Genomic DNA, 18,502 nt, shown 5'->3' with positions numbered 1-18,502 from the left:
GATGAAAAAACTTATTGCACTTATGGTATTACTAAGTTGTAGTACTTATAGCCAAGACATTACAGATGCTGTGAGGTTCTCTTCCCAAAGCGTTAATGGTACGGCAAGGTTTACTGCCATGGGTGGCGCTTTTGGAGCACTTGGAGGAGATGTTTCTGCTATCAACATCAACCCTGCAAGTTCTGCCGTTTTTTTAGATAATAAATTCTCTGGGTCTCTAGATTTAACCGCAATTAATAACGATGCCTCTTACGGTGGAGGATTCAATTCTACTTCTGAATCTGATTTCGACTTGAATCAACTGGGAGCAGTATTTGTGTTTACGACCAATAATGAAAATGCTTTGTTCAATAAATTGTCACTTGGATTTTCTTATCAGCGAACTAATAACTTTGACAATGAATATTTTGTAAGTGGGAATACGACGGAGACTATATCAGATTTCTTTCTTGAAAACGCACAAGGAGTACCACTTGATTTGTTAGTTCCCAGACAAGGTGAGTCTGCAAGTCAATTGTACCGATTTTTAGGAGAAGAGAATAGTTTTTCAGCTCAGCAGGCGTTTTTAGGTTATGAAACTTTTATCATTGATGCCGTAAATCCTAATGATTTTGATAATATTTCATATGTGTCTAATGTGTTTGGTTCTAATTTTTCTCAAAATTATACTGAAATAACCAGAGGCGGCTCTGGTAAGTATACGGTTAATGGCGGAGGTATGATTGGGGATAGGTTGCACCTGGGTATAAACCTAAATTTACATGTTTTAGATTACAGACGAGAAACCCGTTTTGATGAGTTTAATTCTGGACAGGGAGTAACCGATATTTTCTTCGACAATACTTTACGCACTCGAGGAGCCGGAGTCTCCCTACAAGTTGGGGGGATAGCAAAACTTACAGATGACTGGAGACTTGGATTTACTTACGATTCTCCAACCTGGATGAGTATTTCTGAAGAATTAATACAAGGCATTGAAACAATTCAAGCGAATTCCAATAACCCCTCGGTATTTAGACCAGACGTGCTAAATATCTATCCCGATTACAGTTTTAGAACTCCAGGACGTTTGTCCTTAAGTACGGCTTATGTATTCGGAACTTCAGGTTTGATTAGTTTTGATTACAGCTATAAAGATTTTTCTAATATGGAATTTACTTCAAATGGCTTCCAATTTCAAAATCAGACCATATCAGACTTAATGACTTCTGCCTCAACCTATAATGTAGGAGGGGAATATAGAATTCAAAATACCAGTTTAAGAGCAGGTTATTTTGTACAAGAAACGCCTTACAAAGACGAAGCATTTTTAGGCGATACTACTGGATACTCTTTTGGTATAGGTTACTCATTTGGAAGTGCAACCCTGGATTTTTCTTATCAACGAGTTGAACAAGACCGACAAGGTATATTATATTTTACTGGCTTTAATCAAGAATCACAAATCCAAAGTGTAATCAATAATTATATGTTGACACTTTCCTTTAATCTCTAAAGTCAATTTAGATAGTATTTATATCTAAGCATATTATTCAAAATCCTATTTTCGCTAAAAATTAATTTGAATGGATATATTTTTAGTCGTCATAGGATTTGTGCTTTTAGTGATTGGAGGTGAATTTTTGGTGAGGTCATCTGTCGCTTTATCCCTGAGATTTAATATCTCAAAGATGATTATAGGACTCACTATAGTCTCCTTTGCAACTTCAGCTCCAGAATTATTGGTGAGTCTTCAGGCAGCACTGTCTGGTTATTCAGACATATCCCTTGGAAACGTGATTGGGTCTAATATCGCCAATATAGGTTTAGTTCTTGGTCTTACTGCTATCATTTCCTCTATCGACATTGATAAAGATTTTCTGAAATTTAACTGGCCGGTTATGATGATTTTATCTGGCTTATTGTATTTATTCTTATTCACAGGAGAAGAGATCTCACGGGTCGAAGGAGCCTCACTGTTGATTGTGATAATCATTTTTTTATTGGTTTTAATTAGAAAAGCTATCAAAGGAGAAGTTGATGCTGGAGAAGAAGTAGATGGTAGCCTTACACAAACCTCTATGTTTAAAATCATATTATGGTTTATAATTGGAGGTTCAGGTCTCTATTTTGGTTCAGAATGGCTGGTAGATGGTGCTGTAGGTATCGCAGAATCTTTTGGTGTAAGCGAGCGCGTTATTTCTGTGACGATGATTGCCATAGGAACCAGTGTTCCGGAATTGGCGGCCTCAGTTATTGCTGCCCTTAAGAAAGAGAAGGGTATTTCCCTAGGTAATTTAATCGGCTCAAATATTTTTAATATCGGATCTGTTATTGGTCTAACAGCTATCATCAAGCCTATATTTCTGCAATCTCAGGAAGTGCTCACCAATGATATTTTTTGGATGATTGGATTCGGACTAGTGCTTTTACCACTCGTGTTCATTCCCGTAAAATATACCATTGCTCGGTATAAGGGTCTTTTAATATTCATATCCTATATCATATTCGTTTTATTAGCATTCCGCTCATAAATACGGGGGTGTATGATCAATTCGATAGCCTTTTTTTATTTTACCCCCAAATTTTTGTAAAGCTATTTTAAATTTAATTACTTTTGGAAAAATTTAAAAACTTTTCTAAATGGCTACTTTAAGATTTGATGCTTTAAAAGAAACACTTCGCAGGTCACCTGTAAAAATTCAAGAAACTGAACGTAGATCGGATCTTTTTGGTGAAAATGTCTTCAATCAAAAAGCGATGCGTCAATATCTGACGAAAGACTCTTTTGAGAGCTTAAAAAATGCAATAGAAAAAGGCGATAGCATCGATAGATCTTTAGCTGAAAATATTTCTGCAGGAATGAAAGAATGGGCTATATCCAAAGGGGCGACTCATTATACCCACTGGTTCCAACCTCTTACAGGTTCTACTGCAGAAAAGCACGATGCATTCTTTGAAACCGTGGAAGATGGTGGAGCCATGGAAAAGTTTAATGGTTCTCAATTGATACAACAAGAGCCAGATGCGTCTAGCTTGCCAAATGGTGGTATACGGAATACTTTCGAGGCCAGGGGTTACACTGCCTGGGATCCTTCTTCACCTGCATTTGTATGGGGACCTACTTTGTGTATCCCAACAGTATTTGTGTCCTATACTGGAGAAGCTTTAGATTATAAGACACCGCTACTTAGATCTGTATCTGCCCTCGATAAAGCAGCAACAGATGTTGTGAAATACTTCGATAAAAAAGTAAATAAAGTGATAACCACTCTAGGCTGGGAGCAGGAATATTTTCTTGTTGACTCTGCGCTAGCATCCACACGTCCAGACCTGATGATGTCAGGAAGAACTCTTCTAGGACACTCACCAGCAAAAGGTCAGCAACTAGACGATCATTATTTTGGATCTATCCCAAGCCGAGTACTTAATTACATGCGCGACCTGGAAAGAGAATGTATGCTTTTAGGCATTCCAGTAAAAACCAGGCATAATGAGGTAGCTCCAAATCAGTTTGAACTAGCGCCTATATTTGAAGAAGTAAATCTAGCTGTAGACCATAACTCATTGTTGATGGATGTGATGGATAAAGTAGCAGAACGCCACCATTTTAGAGTCTTATTTCACGAAAAACCATTTCAGGGTGTAAACGGAAGTGGTAAGCACAATAACTGGTCTTTGGCTACAGATTCTGGATCTAACTTATTGAGTCCTGGAAAAACGCCAATGAAAAACCTCAGGTTTCTAACCTTCTTCATCAATACCATCAAAGCATTTTATGAAAATGAAGAGCTGATAAGAGCTACGATTGCTTCTGCCTCCAACGATCACAGGCTTGGAGCAAATGAGGCGCCACCAGCAGTCATGTCTGTCTTCATTGGGTCACAACTCACGAAAGTGCTCGACGAGCTTGAAAAAATTACCGACGGAAAGCTTTCTCCAGAAGAAAAAACAGATCTTAAATTGAATGTTGTAGGTAAGATTCCAGAAATTCTACTAGACAATACAGATAGGAACAGAACCTCGCCTTTTGCCTTTACAGGTAATAAGTTTGAGCTAAGAGCAGTTGGCTCTACTGCTAACTGTGCAGATCCAATGACCGTTTTAAATGCTATCGTTGCCAAGCAATTGAAAGAGTTTAAAATTGAAGTAGACGGCCTCATAGCTAACAAAAAGATGAAGAAGGACGATGCTATTTTTAATGTGTTGCGAGAGTATATTAAATCTTCTAAAAAAATTAGATTTGAAGGAGATGGCTACGGTATGGCCTGGGAAAAAGAGGCTGAAAAAAGAGGCCTAAGTAATTACGGAACTACTCCAGAAGCTTTAAAACCTAAAATTTCTAAAAAAGCAATTAAACTTTTTGGGGATTTAGAAATCATGAATGATACTGAAATCAAAGCTCGATATGAAATAGAAATCGATGAGTATTCTAAACATATTCAGATTGAAGGACGTGTTTTAGGTGATATTGCAAGAAACCACATCATTCCAACAGCGATCAAGTATCAAAATGTACTGATCAAAAACGTGAAAGGCCTTAAAGAGATTTACGGATCTGAATTTAAAGACCAGGCGAAAGAACAAATGAATATCATTGAGTCTATTTCTGTTCATATCGAAATGATTAACAAAGGAGTTGAAGAAATGATAGAAGAGAGGAAAAAGGCAAATGCTATAGAAGACCCAACTCAAAAAGCTTTTGCATATTGCGAAAAAGTAAAGCCTTTCTTTGACGATATCCGCTACCATTGCGATAAGTTAGAATTACTAGTCGATGATGAAATATGGCCATTGACCAAGTATAGAGAGCTTTTATTTACAAAATAAACTAACTTTAAATTTCAAAAACCCAGTTTTGAATACAATTCAGAACTGGGTTTATTTTTTATAAATTTGCCAAAATTTTTGTTATGAGTGATCAGGATAGGTATGCCAAAAGAGGAGTCTCTTCTCAAAAGGAGGATGTGCATAAAGCTATAAAAAACATTGATAAAGGGTTGTTTCCTCAAGCTTTTTGTAAAATAATACCCGATCACTTAACTGGAGATGAGGATTATTGCGTGGTTATGCATGCCGACGGAGCTGGGACCAAATCTTCTTTGGCTTATTTGTACTGGAAGGAAACTGGTAAGCTTTCTGTCTGGAAAGGAATTGCACAGGATGCTCTCATCATGAATATAGATGATTTACTTTGTGTAGGTGCTACAGACCATATACTAGTTTCTTCTACTATTGGCAGAAATAAAAATCTTATTCCAGGTGAGGTCATCGCTGAAATTATCAATGGAACAGAAGAATTATCAAAAGATTTAATGACTCATGGTGTCAATGTTTACACTACAGGTGGTGAAACTGCAGATGTTGGCGATTTGGTTAGAACGATTATTGTCGACTCTACGGTCACAGCTCGTTTGAAAAAAAGCGAAGTAATAGATAACGCCAATATTAAGCCAGGGAATGTCATCGTTGGGCTTTCTTCTTCGGGTCAGGCTACTTATGAAGCCGCCTATAATGGAGGAATGGGAAGTAATGGCTTAACTTCAGCAAGACATGATGTGTTATCTTCTGTATTATCTGAAAAATACCCTGAATCTTTTGACCCTTCAGTGCCTCAGGATTTGATCTACTCCGGATCAAAACTTTTAACAGATAAAATTGCAGAAGATTTGCCAGATGTTGGTCAGCTTATTTTATCACCAACCAGAACTTACGCTCCAATCGTAAAAGCCATTTTTGAAAAAATAGGTAGAGCCTCAATCAACGGAATGGTTCATTGCAGTGGTGGTGCACAGACTAAGATTCTTCATTTTATCGAAAATTTGCATATCATCAAAGATAATATGTTTGAAGTCCCACCGTTATTCAAGCTCATTCAGGAAGAGAGCAAAACCGATTGGAGAGAAATGTATCAGGTATTTAATATGGGTCACAGGCTTGAGTTTTATGTAGATGAATCTGTTGCAAATTCTATTATCGAAATTTCAAAAACTTTCAATGTTGATGCTCAGGTCATTGGTAGAGTAGAAAGTTCCAATACTAAATCTCTGAGCATTCATTCAGAATATGGTCAATTCGATTATTAATAAGACCTTAATGAGATTATTTTTTATTATTGCTTTTTGTCTGACTTCGGTGTTCCAGAGTTACTCACAGTCATTTGGGGAAATTGTAAAAGTGGAACCTATAGGTGATCGGCTTTTTACAATAGGCCCAATCCCTTTGGTGCAGACAAGTTTTGATAATAAAACCTATTATGATTTCTCCTATAACGAACTTGTACCGACAACAGGAATAACCAGCTTTTGGGAAACTAAAAATGAATTTACTTTAGATATAAGTGAAGTAGCTTTCGTCAACTGGAATGCTGGAGGAACCAATTCTATTTCAGGTCTATATGGAATGAATATTTTGAGAACTTACAGGAACGATGGCTTTCGGTGGGAAAATCAGTTTAGATTCAGATATGGAATCAATCAGCAGGAGGGACAGGAGTTAAGGAAAACAGAAGATGACCTTGAGTTATCATCTTCTTTTGGTTACGAAATTTCCAAAAATTCCAAGTGGTTTTACTCAGGACGTTTTAGCTATAAAACCCAAATCGCCAGGGGCTTCGATTATCCAAATACAGACTTTGCAATATCAGAATTTATGGCTCCTGGGTATATTTTTTTGGGAGTTGGTGCTAAATACGTTGAGCCAGACGAGAAATTCCAACTTTATTTATCTCCCATTACTCAAAAATCAACTTTTGTACTCAATCAGCGACTGGCAAATGACGGGGCGTTTGGTGTCAAAGCAGCTGTAAGAGATGAGGATGGAAATATCATTACTGAAGGTAAAACTTCGAGAAATGAGTTTGGTATTTTAGTAACGAATGAGCTTGAGCAAAAACTTTTTGATAGTACAATTTTAATTAGCAGATTGAGCCTTTATACTGATTATCTGAACAATTTTGGAAACATTGATATCGATTGGGAACTTATCTTTAATTTTAAAATTAATAGTTTTATGAGGGCTAGTTTAGGAGCTCATATTAGATACGACGATGATATAAAGGTGAGAGAGGAAGGACCAGACGGGCTACAGGTAGAAGGTGGTCCTAAGATTCAGCTAAAACAACAACTAGGAGTTGGTATTATACTGGATTTATAATTTTTTTTAAGTCTACATATAAGCTCGTTTCTATTAACTTATTCCTTTTAATTCATTTAAATTTGCATCACATTAAATTAATATGCTAGATAAATTAAACTTTATAAAACAACGATTTGATGAGGTGAGTGATCTGATTATTCAACCCGATATTATGTCAGATCAAAAACGATATGTAGAGCTTTCTAAAGAATATAAAGACCTTAAGGCTATCATGGACGAGCGTGAGGTTTACATAGAACTGACTGATAATCTTAAGGAAGCTGAAGATATTATCTCCAACGAATCGGATCCAGAAATGGTGGAGATGGCAAAACTTCAGCAAGAAGAAGCCAAGAAAGACTTGCCAAAGCTCGAGGAAAAAATTAGGATGATGTTGATTCCTAAAGATCCTGAAGATGCCAAAAATGCAGTGGTAGAAGTGAGAGCCGGTGCTGGGGGAGATGAGGCTAGTATCTTTGCAGGAGATATTTTCAGGATGCTGACTAAGTATTGCGAAGGTAAAGGCTGGAAGGTAGATGTGGTCGATTACAGTGAAGGAACGAATGGAGGATATAAAGAAATTCAATTTGAAGTTTCTGGAGAAGAAGTTTATGGAACTTTAAAATATGAAGCAGGGGTTCATCGTGTGCAACGTGTCCCGCAAACAGAAACGCAAGGTCGAGTCCATACCAGTGCAGCTACTGTGATGGTTTTTCCAGAAGCTGAAGAATTTGATGTGGAAATCAACCCTAAAGATGTTAGGATAGATTACTTCTGCTCTTCTGGTCCTGGAGGACAATCGGTGAACACGACCTATTCTGCCGTAAGACTGACTCACGAACCTACTGGAATTGTGGCTCAGTGTCAGGATCAAAAATCTCAGCATAAAAACAAGGAAAAAGCCTTTAGGGTATTGCGTTCGCGACTTTATGAGATGGAACTGGCCAAGAAGCAGGCAGAAGATGCTGAAAAGCGCGGATCTATGGTTACTAGTGGCGACAGGAGTGCGAAGATTAGGACCTATAACTACGCACAGAGTCGAGTCACAGACCACCGCATAAACCTTACTCTGTATGATCTAGATAATATCATCAACGGAGATATTGAAAAGATCATCGACGAACTTAAACTGGTGGATAATACAGAAAAACTTAAAAATATTTCTGACGATTTATAAACGCTCATGGAGATTCAACACTTAATTGAACAAATTGAGAAAAAGAAATCCATGCTTTGTGTTGGTTTGGATGTAGATCTTGAAAAAATACCAAAGCATCTTTTTGAATTCGAAGACCCTATTTTTGAATTTAATAAAGCAATTATTGATGCAACACACAGTTATTGTGTAGCCTATAAACCAAATATTGCCTTTTATGAAGCTTACGGGTTGAAAGGTTGGAAAGCCCTCAACAAGACGATAGAGTATATCAATACAAATTATCCAGAGCAGTTTACAATTGCAGATGCCAAGCGAGGAGATATTGGTAACACTTCTCATATGTATGCTAAGGCCTTTTTTGAGGATCTTAATTTTGATTCTGTGACAGTGGCGCCTTATATGGGAAAAGATTCTGTTGAGCCTTTTCTCGCCTTCCAAAATAAACATACCATATTGCTGGGGCTCACCTCCAATTCTGGAGCTTCTGATTTTCAGTTTTTAGAATTGAAGGAGGATCAGCCTTTGTTTGAAACTGTCCTTAAGAAATCAAAATTTTGGGAAAATAGTGAAAGATTGATGTACGTGATTGGAGCCACCAAGGCAGAATATCTTAAACGCATTAGAAACATTCTACCCCATCAGTTTTTACTTATCCCAGGGGTTGGGGCCCAAGGAGGCTCTCTAAAGGAGGTGTGTGAATTCGGTTTGTCCGATAAAACCTATGGATTGCTGATTAACTCCTCTAGAGGTATTCTTTATGTGTCCTCTAAAGAAGATTTTGCTATTAAAGCTGGAATAGAAGCAAAAGCTCTGCAACAGCAAATGCAGGCGTATATAGAAAAATAAAAACGCTTATATAAAATTATATATAAGCGTTTTGAAAGTTAGATGAAATGAGAATTACATTTCTTCTTTAGTTTCTTCAGCAGCTTCTTCCACTTCTTCTGCTCCTTCTTCAGCAGCATCTTCCATGTCTTCAGCGCCTTCTTCGATAGCATCGCCAGTTTCTTCAGCAGCATCTTCTACTGCATCTCCAGCTTCTTCCATAGTTTCTTCTACTTCTTCGCCTGCTTTTTCAGCATCGCTTTTTTGCTCTCTACAGCTTACAACTCCTAATCCGAGAAGTGCAGCCATTGTGATAGATAAAAATGACTTTTTCATTTGTTTTGATTTTTGATTATTTCCCAAAAGTATTGAAAATTATCAAACATCCTAAAAATCATTTGGATTATTTATTATTTCTTTTGACCGAGTAATATGATTATCAAGGGTTTCCTTATTCATTTTCTTTAGCATGCTCATCATCATATTCATTCTCTGGTTATTTTTAAAATGATCTTGCTTTTCGTAAAGAAAATTCCAGTATAAATTATTGAATGGACAGGCATTATCTCCTTCCTTTTTACTTACCGAATATTTACAGGATTTACAGTAATTCCCCATCTTGTTAATATAACTACCACTGGAGACATATGGCTTAGTCGCTACAATCCCTCCATCTGCAAATTGACTCATTCCTCTGGTGTTGGTGAGCTCAACCCATTCTATGGCATCAATATAAACACCAAGATACCAGGCATCCACTTCGTCTGGGTCGGTCATGGTTAAAAGGGCGAAGTTTCCAAGAATCATCAGCCTTTGGATATGATGCGCATAGGCATCATCCAGACTTTGATTGACCGCGTGCTTTAGACAATTCATATCGGTCTCTCCTGTCCAGTAAAAATCTGGGAGCTTGTTTTTGTTTTCTAATTCATTTTTAGATTTATAGCCTGGCATCTCTTTCCAGTAAATACCTCTCATGAATTCTCTCCAGCCCAGAATTTGCCTCACAAAGCCTTCAACCTGCGAAATGTCTATTTCTTCCTGGTGTTCATAATAGTAATCCAATGTGGTTTCTATCACTTCTCTGGGAGATAGCATTTTACTATTCATCGCAAAAGAGAGTCTGGAGTGAAAAAGAAATTTTTGATCGGTATGTAGTGCATCTTCGTAATCTCCAAAATAGATTAGAAGATTTTTGCAAAAATAATCTAAGACTTCGAGGCACTCTTTTCTGGATGTTGGCCATGGAAATTTATCTTCATCGATTCGCCCCATAGTCTTAACTTCCATAGATTCTAATTGCTTGAGGACACCTTCTACATCCTTATCGAAGGTTTTTGCTTCCGGGATGGGTGGTTTTCCAGTCCATTTTTTACGATTGCTTTTATCATAGTTCCATTCACCTCCTTCGGGCTTTTTATCATCCAACATCATGATGCCATGCTTTTTTCGCATATCACGATAGAAATACTCCATGGTCATTTCCTTTTTACCCTCGTAGAATTTTTCGATGTCTTCGCGTTCGGTATAAAAATGTTCTGTACTATAGGCTTGACTCGATATAGATAGTTTGTTGCAAAAAGTTTTTAGCTTGATATCCAGTCTGTATTCATCCGGATATAAATATTCAAAATGTTCTACTTGATGATTTTTTATAATCTTATTGAGGTTGGAAGGTAGGTCCTGCTGATTCTCATTGTCATCAATTTGGTAATAAATAACCTTATGCCCATCATCTTTAAGTTCTTCAGCAAAATTCCTCATCGACAGAAAAAAAGCTACTACCTTTTGAATGTGATGTTTTACATAACTGGTTTCCTGCTGAGTTTCAGCCATAAAGTAAATGACATTATCATTTTTTTCCTCAAACCAGGAATGATTAAGATTGAGCTGATCGCCGAGTATAAATCGTAATGTTTTTTTCATATGTTGAATTTTATTAACTGAAACTTCATTTTCCTTTCTAATATTTACAATCTACCACCTAACCCATAGCCCTGATGGAAGCGTTATCCTTGGTTTTTCAATAGCTTATTCTATCCCAACCTAAGAAGTGACTAAAAGAAACTTTTTAGGTTGTTGGCTAGAGTTGCTATTGAGAACCAAGATTGAGCTGAGAGCAGGAATAGCTTCTAAAATAAAGTATCCTGCAGCCAGGTTCTTTGGTATTTTCCATTTGCATCATAGCGGTCTGCCTGGCTTTTGATGTTAAATTTTCTATCTCTTGGGTCATTTCCTACTCCAGAATTATACATCCAGTTGCCCCAATTACTATGCACGTCATAGTCCACCAGCATAGCTTCAAAATAGGCGGCGCCAATCCGCCAGTCCTGTTTCCATTCTTTGGCCCAGTAACTGTTTACGTTTTGTCTTCCTCGATTACTCATAAACCCAGTCTCACGAATCTCGATCATATTGGCGTTGACAAAAGGTTCTGGCGTATTGCCATTGACCCACTGGCTAAAGGCTTTGTCGCTTTTTCCCCAGTCTAAAGTTCTATTTGAAACACCCTCTAGCTTAAAGATAGTGTTGCCGTGTTTAAGAGATATATATTTGAAATAATCTCTCCAAATGAGTTCGAAAATTAACCAGTAGGTATCTTGATTTTTTTTGACCTCTTTCTCAAATTTTTTGACTTCATGGTAAATTGATACAGGAGAAATACTTCCATTGGCCAGCCAGGCAGAAAATTTGGAACTGTAATCTTTTCCTAGCAAACCGTTTCTGGTTTTTTTGTAATACTGCAACTTTTTGGTATCCCAAAAGTAATGCTGAAGACGTTTCCAGGCTTCATCTTCTCCTCCCTGAAAGGGAAATGCTGTCCGGTCGTCAACTTCAAATTCTTCAAGGCCGAGGTCGATTAGATCTGGAATTTCAGAATCAATCTTGAATAGATTATCATCCGGACGCTTTGCTGGTTTTTCAAGAGCTTCTCTAACCTGGCTCTGCTTTTCGCATTTTTTCCTGAATTGCGTGTAGACTTCTGGTACTTGACTAAAGTCATCGTATGGAACATCGTCAGGATGAAATAAAAACTGATCGTAATGATCTACAAACTCAGTTTCAGGCAGAACCGACTTTACTTCCTCTTCTACCTTTTTTTCTTCATTTGTCCATTCCTTTTGAAAAAATACTGAATTGATTTTGTATTCCTGAGCAAGCTTTTCGAAAACATGTTTTGGACTGTCAAAATTCACAAGAAGTCTAATGTTCAAATCTTCAAGGTTGGAACTAAGCTGTTGTACTGATTCTATTAAAAATTTTGCTCTATACTTTTCTGTTTTTTTAAACCCATACTGTGTCATTTCAAAGTGTTTTGGGTCGAAGCAGTACACTCCTAAGACTTTGTTGTCCTGTTGACAGGCCTCATGAAGAGATTTCTGATCTGTGGTACGTAAATCGTTTCTAAACCAAACGATATTTATGTCTTGTTTCTTCTGCATTTCTCACTACAATATTTAACGTTATTCCAATTTTTTGCCCATTTCTTTCTCCAGGTAAAGGGGAGACCACAAGTGGCACAAATCTTCTCGGGTAAATGTGGCTTTTTATGTGCCATTACTATTTTAAAGGTTTCAATTCTTGATCTGGTCTGGCATAAGCAAACCTTTCTAATAATTGTGTTTCCACATACCCATCGAGTCCAATAATTCCTGCTGAATTTGCTTTGTAAAGGTCTAAAAATCCATCTTTTCCTATTACATTTTCATCTGCCACAAGATGTTCTATTTGACCAATTATGAGCCTGCATTGGTGCTCTTTTATAAAGTATTCATTGACGTAGGAACAGCCCATTTTGATTTTGGATTCTTTTACAAAAGGAGCTTTAAAGTCTTCTATATATTCTTCGGTTAATCCTACTTCTTTAAACTCTGATACCCCCTCCTCATACTTTGCTGAAGTCTGATGTGCCTTATCTATAAAATCGACGTGGATATGATTAACTGAAAAGCAATGGGTCTTCTTGAGATTGTTATACGTATGACGAGAGACCGTCGTTGGTCGAAGCATAAAACTTAGCATGGGAGGCTTACTCCCTAAATGAATAACCGAATTGAAAACAGCAAGATTGGTGTGACCTTCTTCTGAAATACTACCAATAAGGTTAGCTGATTTAAGACCGCCACTTGAATTGATCAAATGCATGCGTTCAAGGCTAGGTAAGTTTTGAATATCCTCTCTGGTATAATGAAGCATTTTATTATTTACATTAAAATCTAAAATTAATTATTGTTGAACCTTTAATTGTTAAAAATTAAACAAAAAAAAGTTTCGTTAATAATTTAGAATTGAAACAGAGAAGAAACAACATCTCGATTTAATTTATTAAAACAATACGACTGAAACTATTAAAGATTACAAGTATCAGATTAAATCATTTATAATCATTAAAAAGGCTTTTCATGGTTATGAAAAGCCTTTTTTAATTTCTCTACTTAAAACTTACTTATTTGTCCTCCAATTTTGGATAATCGGTATAACCTTTTGCCCCAGGTACATAAAAGGTATCGCTGTCCCAGTCTTGTAATTCGGCATTCTTTTCAAAACGAACTGGTAAATCTGGATTGGAAATAAAAAGTTTTCCATAAGCTACCATGTCGGCTTTTTCGTTTTCAATGACTTTATTACCACTTTCTTGATCGAAACCACCGTTGATCATCAAATTACCTTTATATAAAGGCCTAAAATGATCGGCAATGTTATCTACTAAATAATCGATATCACTCACATCTGTGAATGGCTCTGATAAATGAAGGTAAGCTAGATCATAGTCATTAAGTTTTTTGACGATGTATTCAAAGGTTGGAATGGTTTCTTCATCGGCTTCCATTCCAAATAAACCATGTAACGAAGGATTTAACCTTACTCCAATTCTGTTAGTTGGAAAAAACACTTTGGCCGCCTCTATTATTTCAAACAAGATTCTTGCTTTATTTTCTATAGAACCTCCATATTCATCGTCTCTATGGTTTGATGAATTATTGAAAAACTGGTGAATCAAATAGCCGTTGGAGGAATGAATTTCGATACCATCAAATCCAGCATCTACAGCATTTTTTGCAGCTTTTTTGAAATCTTGAACTACCTGTTTTACCTCTGCGGTTGTTAACGCCCTTGGTTCTACGGTTTCTTTAAAGCCTTCGTAGGTGTAAGATTTATCGTTAGGATTTACCGCACTTGGAGCTACTGGCTTATCTCCATCGTGAAAATCGGGGTGAGACATGCGACCTACGTGCCATAGTTGAACGAATATTTTTCCGTCTTCGTCATGAACTGCATCGGTCACTTTTTTCCATCCTTCAATTTGCTCTGGCTTATATATACCAGCAGTATTGACATAGCCAACAGCCTGACTTGAAATTTGTGAACCTTCACTAATGATAAGACCTGCACTTGCTCTCTGTTTATAATATTTAGCATGAAGATCTGTCGCAGCATTAGCCTCATTATCAGCACGGCTTCTAGTCATAGGTGCCATGATTACTCTATTCTTCAGTTCTAAATCTCCTAGTGTTATGGGTTTTAATAATGCTTGATTGCTCATTATATCTTTTTATTGTAAACTTAATATTTATAGAAACTTACTCCGTTAAGGCTATTATAAAAGAAGAGTTGATTTCTTCAATTCTTTTATAAGAATTTCTTATAATTATTAAGAATAATTAAAAAATGAGCAATATGAATAATTTAACTTGGAGTGAATTCCAAAAAGTTAATATAAGAATTGGGACGGTGTTACACGCAGAATTATTTAAGGAAGCCCAAAAGCCAGCCTTAAAGCTTAAAATTGATTTTGGAAAGTTAGGAGTGAAATCATCCTCTGCACAATTAACCAAGCTCCACAATGCAGAGAGCATGGTAGGAGTTCAGGTTGCAGCGATAGTTAATTTTCCTCCAAAGCAAATTGCTAATATGATGAGTGAGTGCCTCGTGCTTGGTGCTGTAGATGACGCTCTCGGAATATCTGTAATTGGACCTCTACATAAAGTAGCAAATGGTACTAAAGTTTCCTAAACATTAGAGTTTAATAGGGTTAAAAAGTTGTGTCGACTTATTTCTTCAGCCCCTAAACTTTCTAGATGTTTAGTATAGATTTGACAATCGATAAGGCTAATGCCATTCTTTTCCATATTCTTCACCAGAGTAATAAAGCCATACTTTGAGGCATTATCTACATCTGTAAACATACTTTCCCCACAAAATACATTTTTGTCCTTGAGCAAAATACCGTATAATCCTCCAACGATTTTATCTCCTTTCCATACTTCTACAGATTTTGCAAGCCCGGCTTCATGCAATTGGATGTAACTTTCTATCATCTCTTCGGTGATCCAGGTGCCATCCTGATTTTCTCTATTGATATTTGCACATTTTTGGATGACGTACTCAAAATGCTTATTGTAGGTTACCTTAAAGGTCTTATCCTTAAAAAGCTTTTTCATGCTTTTAGAAATCCTTAAATTCTCAGGAAATAAAACCATTCTTGGATCCGGACTCCACCAGAGGATAGGTTGTCCCTCTTCATACCAGGGGAATATGCCATTCTCGTAAGCAATTTTAATTCTTTCTAGACTTAAGTCACCGCCAAAGGCTAACAGTCCTTTTTCATCAGCAAATTTGGGGTGTGGAAATATAATGTCCTCTGTCAGTTTGTACATAATTAAAATATAAGAAGTCCTGCTATAAATATAAAACTGCCAATGATAAATAATATAAAAGTAAATGGAAAAATATCGCTAGCCTTTAACTTGGTTATAGCAAGGAGGGGTAAAGCCCAAAACGGCTGGAGCATGTTGGTGACCTGATCTCCATAACTTAAGGCCATAATTATCTTTGGGATTGGCACGCCAAGCTGAGCTGCAGATTCCATCGCAATAGGGCCTTGAATAGCCCATTGACCACCTCCGCTTGGCACAAAAATATTGACGATACCCGAGCTAATAAAAGTAAAAATCGGTAAAGTGGTTTCATTAGAAATACTAATGAAAAATTGAGCGAAATCAAGAGCCAGTCCACTGTCTCTCATCACGCCTATAATTCCAAAATATAAGGGGAATTGAATTAAAATCCCTGAAGCACCTTTAATAGCTTCACTAAGAGATAAAAGGTAATTCTTAATAGATTTATGAAGAACAATACCTAACCCGAGCATAAAAAAATTAAGCATGTTGGGAGTGATATCCAGTTCTAGTAAGTCCTCCAGATAGACCACGGAAAAACAAATCAATAAAAGCCCACCAAATATCCAATTCAACAATGGAGTTATTTCAAAAGGATGACTCATCTTCTCCTCTGAATTTGAAACGGACTTGCTTAAGAGTTTGGGTATTGTTTTAGATCTGCCAGAGTGTTTTAATCTGGAGAAAATAATAGGAACACTAATGAGGAGGATGCTAAATATAATAAGATTGCTGCTGCTAAAAATAGTTTCTACCGTAGACACTTCTGAAGGAAATCCCTCAGGATACTCCTTCATAATAGAATGTAGATGGCCTGTTTCTGAAGCTTTTAATGGTGCCGAACCAGAAATACCCCCGTGCCAAATCATCATCCCCGAGTAACCTAAAGCTCCTATGAGAGGATAATTGATACCTAAGTTTTCGCGCTCAGATTTTTCGCCGATTTTTCTAGCCAAAATCGCTCCAAATATTAGACCTAGTCCCCAGTTGAAAAACCCCATCAGCATTGTACTGGCGCTGATAAGAATGATAGCCTTTGTATTGCTTGTCGCCGAGTTTGAGACTAATTCCAGAAGAGCATTCATCGGCTTACTGAGCACAAGTACATGTCCTAAAACCAGAATCAACATCATCTGATAACCGAATACTAACAAATCTTGATTCCATAAGCCAGATTGCCAGGCGTTCATGGTTGAGAAAAAAGTTGAGTTGGCGTTATTATAATCTCCAAAACAGATAGACAGGAGCAAAGTTAAAAGTGTTAATCCTATGCTTAAAGTAAAAGGTGAGGGGAGAACCTTTGCGAAAAACGATTCTAGTTTGGAGATCAATATTAGATTATGTTTAGATTTTAATGTAAAATTAAAAAAAGCCCTAGAAAATCTCTAGAGCTTTTTGAATTTACGCTGGATTAAACCTTAAAATGGTAAATCATCCTCATCGTCATCATTCAAATCTTGAACAGGTTCAAATTGATCTGACGGGGGAACTGGAGGAGCTCCTGCAGAATTGTTCTGATCTACATTTTCTATTCTCCAGCCATTAAGGGAATTGAAATATTTAGTCTCTCCCTGCGGGCTTACCCACTCACGTCCTCTTAAATTGATCCCTACTTTTACATTTTGACCAACATTAAAATTGTCTAATAAATTAGTCTTATCCTGAACGAATTCTATTAAAATGTGCTGAGGATATTGTTCTTCGGTAGTCACTACCATTTCTCTTTTTCTGAAGCCGTTGCTACCAAATTCTTTGGTTTCTCCAATGACTTTAATTTTTCCTTGTACTTCCATAATTATTGTTTTGCGAGTAATATATTCATAGCTTTTTCAAGCTCATTCTTTTCGATGTATTCCTGGGCAATAAGGTGAACTCTTTCTTCGGAGCTATTTTCGATGAAATCCTCCAAATCATGTTTCAAAATAAAATTTTTAACTAAACTTGAGGCTGGAAGCACTTCAATGTTTCCCAGTTTCCCTAAATCATTTCCAGTTAATACCGAACTCAAGCGAATCGAGTCTGGTAATTGATCTACGCCAATACCTTTCCTTTGCAAAGGCTTTTCTACTTCAAACATGCCCTTATTAGCTCTAGAGTACCAGTTTCCTCCCATCCTGGAAACCAGGTCTATTTTATGCTGGTCGATGTGTAAACCTTCATCCAATAAATCCTCCCGGATATGGAGTTTCACGACCTCTGCAATAACTAGATTTCCAGCTCCGCCTTCCTCACCTAAAGCTATAGAGTCTTGGACTTTACATTCGTATTGCACAGGAGACTCCTTAACCCTTGGTGGCTTCACTAAGTCTGACGGCAACATGGTTAATCCTGTTTTTTCAAATTCATTGATTCCTTGTTCGTATTCAGTACTCGACAAAGATACCTGCTGTACCAGGTCCCAATTCACTACATTTATAACCACCTCTTTGGTCTCTAAGGCGTTTTCAAGGGTATGTTTTATCGAATTATCTCTTACCCTTCTTACAGGTGAAAAAATCAATATTGGAGGATTAGCACTAAACACATTAAAAAAGCTGTAGGGAGACAAATTTGGATTTCCATGCTTATCAACACTGCTTACAAAAGCAATTGGACGAGGTCCAATAGAGCCAGAAAGCAACCCATAAAGGTTTTTAGTTTCCAATTTTGATGGCAAAAAGCTTTTCATAGTTTAGTTTTTTGCAAATGTAATTAATCTATTCTGAAAATTCTTTTCAAGATT

Annotated in this window: 18 protein-coding genes; 8 read left to right on the top strand and 10 right to left on the bottom strand. The window is 36.9% G+C overall.

Annotated elements, in window-relative coordinates:
* The first annotated feature begins 1 nt into the window (after position 1).
* The 7 genes from F598_RS0113625 to pyrF all read left to right on the top strand — a co-directional run bounded on the left by F598_RS0113625 (position 2) and on the right by pyrF (position 9,121).
* Positions 2-1,495 carry an OmpP1/FadL family transporter gene (locus tag F598_RS0113625; RefSeq protein WP_019039630.1) on the top strand — a complete coding sequence of 498 codons (1,494 nt, stop codon included), beginning with the start codon at positions 2-4 and terminating at the stop codon, positions 1,493-1,495.
* Between the two features lie 70 nt (positions 1,496-1,565).
* A complete protein-coding gene (locus F598_RS0113620; protein ID WP_019039629.1) occupies positions 1,566-2,513 on the top strand; it encodes a calcium/sodium antiporter in 948 nt (315 codons plus the stop codon).
* A 109-nt stretch (positions 2,514-2,622) separates the two neighbouring features.
* Positions 2,623-4,809 (top strand): glutamine synthetase III family protein, encoded by a 2,187-nt coding sequence (locus F598_RS0113615; protein WP_019039628.1) that lies wholly within the window; start codon positions 2,623-2,625, stop codon positions 4,807-4,809.
* 83 nt (positions 4,810-4,892) lie between these two features.
* Positions 4,893-6,065, top strand: a complete 1,173-nt coding sequence (locus tag F598_RS0113610) for an AIR synthase related protein (RefSeq protein ID WP_019039627.1) — start codon at positions 4,893-4,895, stop codon at positions 6,063-6,065.
* A 10-nt stretch (positions 6,066-6,075) separates the two neighbouring features.
* The gene (locus F598_RS0113605; RefSeq protein ID WP_157595023.1) at positions 6,076-7,134 is read left to right on the top strand and encodes a DUF3078 domain-containing protein; all 1,059 of its coding nucleotides are present in this window, start codon (positions 6,076-6,078) and stop codon (positions 7,132-7,134) included.
* 82 nt (positions 7,135-7,216) lie between these two features.
* On the top strand, positions 7,217-8,293 hold the full coding sequence (gene prfA, locus F598_RS0113600; RefSeq protein ID WP_019039625.1) for a peptide chain release factor 1: 1,077 nt from the start codon (positions 7,217-7,219) through the stop codon (positions 8,291-8,293).
* A 6-nt stretch (positions 8,294-8,299) separates the two neighbouring features.
* Positions 8,300-9,121 (top strand): orotidine-5'-phosphate decarboxylase, encoded by an 822-nt coding sequence (gene pyrF / locus F598_RS0113595; protein WP_019039624.1) that lies wholly within the window; start codon positions 8,300-8,302, stop codon positions 9,119-9,121.
* Between the two features lie 54 nt (positions 9,122-9,175).
* Here the strand turns inward: pyrF and F598_RS0113590 are convergent, their stop codons facing one another.
* From F598_RS0113590 to F598_RS0113570, 6 genes are all read right to left on the bottom strand, one after another.
* Positions 9,176-9,436, bottom strand: coding sequence for a hypothetical protein (locus tag F598_RS0113590; protein WP_033408702.1), 261 nt, complete (start codon positions 9,434-9,436; stop codon positions 9,176-9,178).
* 51 nt (positions 9,437-9,487) lie between these two features.
* A complete protein-coding gene (locus F598_RS0113585; RefSeq protein WP_019039622.1) occupies positions 9,488-11,026 on the bottom strand; it encodes a cryptochrome/photolyase family protein in 1,539 nt (512 codons plus the stop codon).
* 206 nt (positions 11,027-11,232) lie between these two features.
* Positions 11,233-12,543 carry a DASH family cryptochrome gene (locus tag F598_RS0113580; protein WP_019039621.1) on the bottom strand — a complete coding sequence of 437 codons (1,311 nt, stop codon included), beginning with the start codon at positions 12,541-12,543 and terminating at the stop codon, positions 11,233-11,235.
* Entirely contained in the window at positions 12,522-12,659 is a 138-nt protein-coding gene (locus F598_RS15170; protein WP_083925464.1) for a DUF2256 domain-containing protein, read from the bottom strand. The genes F598_RS0113580 and F598_RS15170 overlap by 22 nt, the downstream gene beginning before the upstream one ends.
* Positions 12,660-12,661: 2 nt before the next feature.
* Positions 12,662-13,297, bottom strand: coding sequence for a flavin reductase family protein (locus F598_RS0113575; protein ID WP_019039620.1), 636 nt, complete (start codon positions 13,295-13,297; stop codon positions 12,662-12,664).
* Between the two features lie 250 nt (positions 13,298-13,547).
* Positions 13,548-14,645: an alkene reductase gene (locus F598_RS0113570; RefSeq protein ID WP_019039619.1), complete on the bottom strand. Its 1,098-nt coding sequence runs from the start codon at positions 14,643-14,645 to the stop codon at positions 13,548-13,550.
* Positions 14,646-14,770: 125 nt separating this feature from the next.
* Here F598_RS0113570 and F598_RS0113565 point away from each other — a divergent pair, with 125 nt between their 5' ends.
* Complete coding sequence (locus tag F598_RS0113565; RefSeq protein ID WP_019039618.1) at positions 14,771-15,115, top strand: tRNA-binding protein; 345 nt, start codon at positions 14,771-14,773, stop codon at positions 15,113-15,115.
* Here the strand turns inward: F598_RS0113565 and aat are convergent.
* The 4 genes from aat to F598_RS0113545 form a co-directional block, all read right to left on the bottom strand.
* Positions 15,112-15,759, bottom strand: coding sequence for a leucyl/phenylalanyl-tRNA--protein transferase (gene aat, locus F598_RS0113560; protein ID WP_019039617.1), 648 nt, complete (start codon positions 15,757-15,759; stop codon positions 15,112-15,114). The two genes, F598_RS0113565 and aat, sit on opposite strands and share 4 nt — an antisense overlap.
* A 2-nt stretch (positions 15,760-15,761) precedes the next feature.
* Positions 15,762-17,111 carry a short-chain fatty acid transporter gene (locus F598_RS0113555; protein ID WP_019039616.1) on the bottom strand — a complete coding sequence of 450 codons (1,350 nt, stop codon included), beginning with the start codon at positions 17,109-17,111 and terminating at the stop codon, positions 15,762-15,764.
* Between the two features lie 87 nt (positions 17,112-17,198).
* On the bottom strand, positions 17,199-17,573 hold the full coding sequence (locus F598_RS0113550) for a DUF3127 domain-containing protein (protein WP_019039615.1): 375 nt from the start codon (positions 17,571-17,573) through the stop codon (positions 17,199-17,201).
* Positions 17,574-17,575: 2 nt separating this feature from the next.
* The gene (locus F598_RS0113545) at positions 17,576-18,448 is read right to left on the bottom strand and encodes a flavin reductase family protein (RefSeq protein ID WP_019039614.1); all 873 of its coding nucleotides are present in this window, start codon (positions 18,446-18,448) and stop codon (positions 17,576-17,578) included.
* Positions 18,449-18,502: the final 54 nt, after the last annotated feature.

Origin of the sequence: Psychroflexus tropicus DSM 15496 (genome assembly GCF_000378765.1) — a bacterium.
Classification (GTDB): Bacteria; Bacteroidota; Bacteroidia; order Flavobacteriales; family Flavobacteriaceae; genus Psychroflexus; species Psychroflexus tropicus.
The sequence above is the reverse complement of the archived record's forward strand: the minus strand, read 5'-3'. Positions and strand labels throughout refer to the sequence as shown.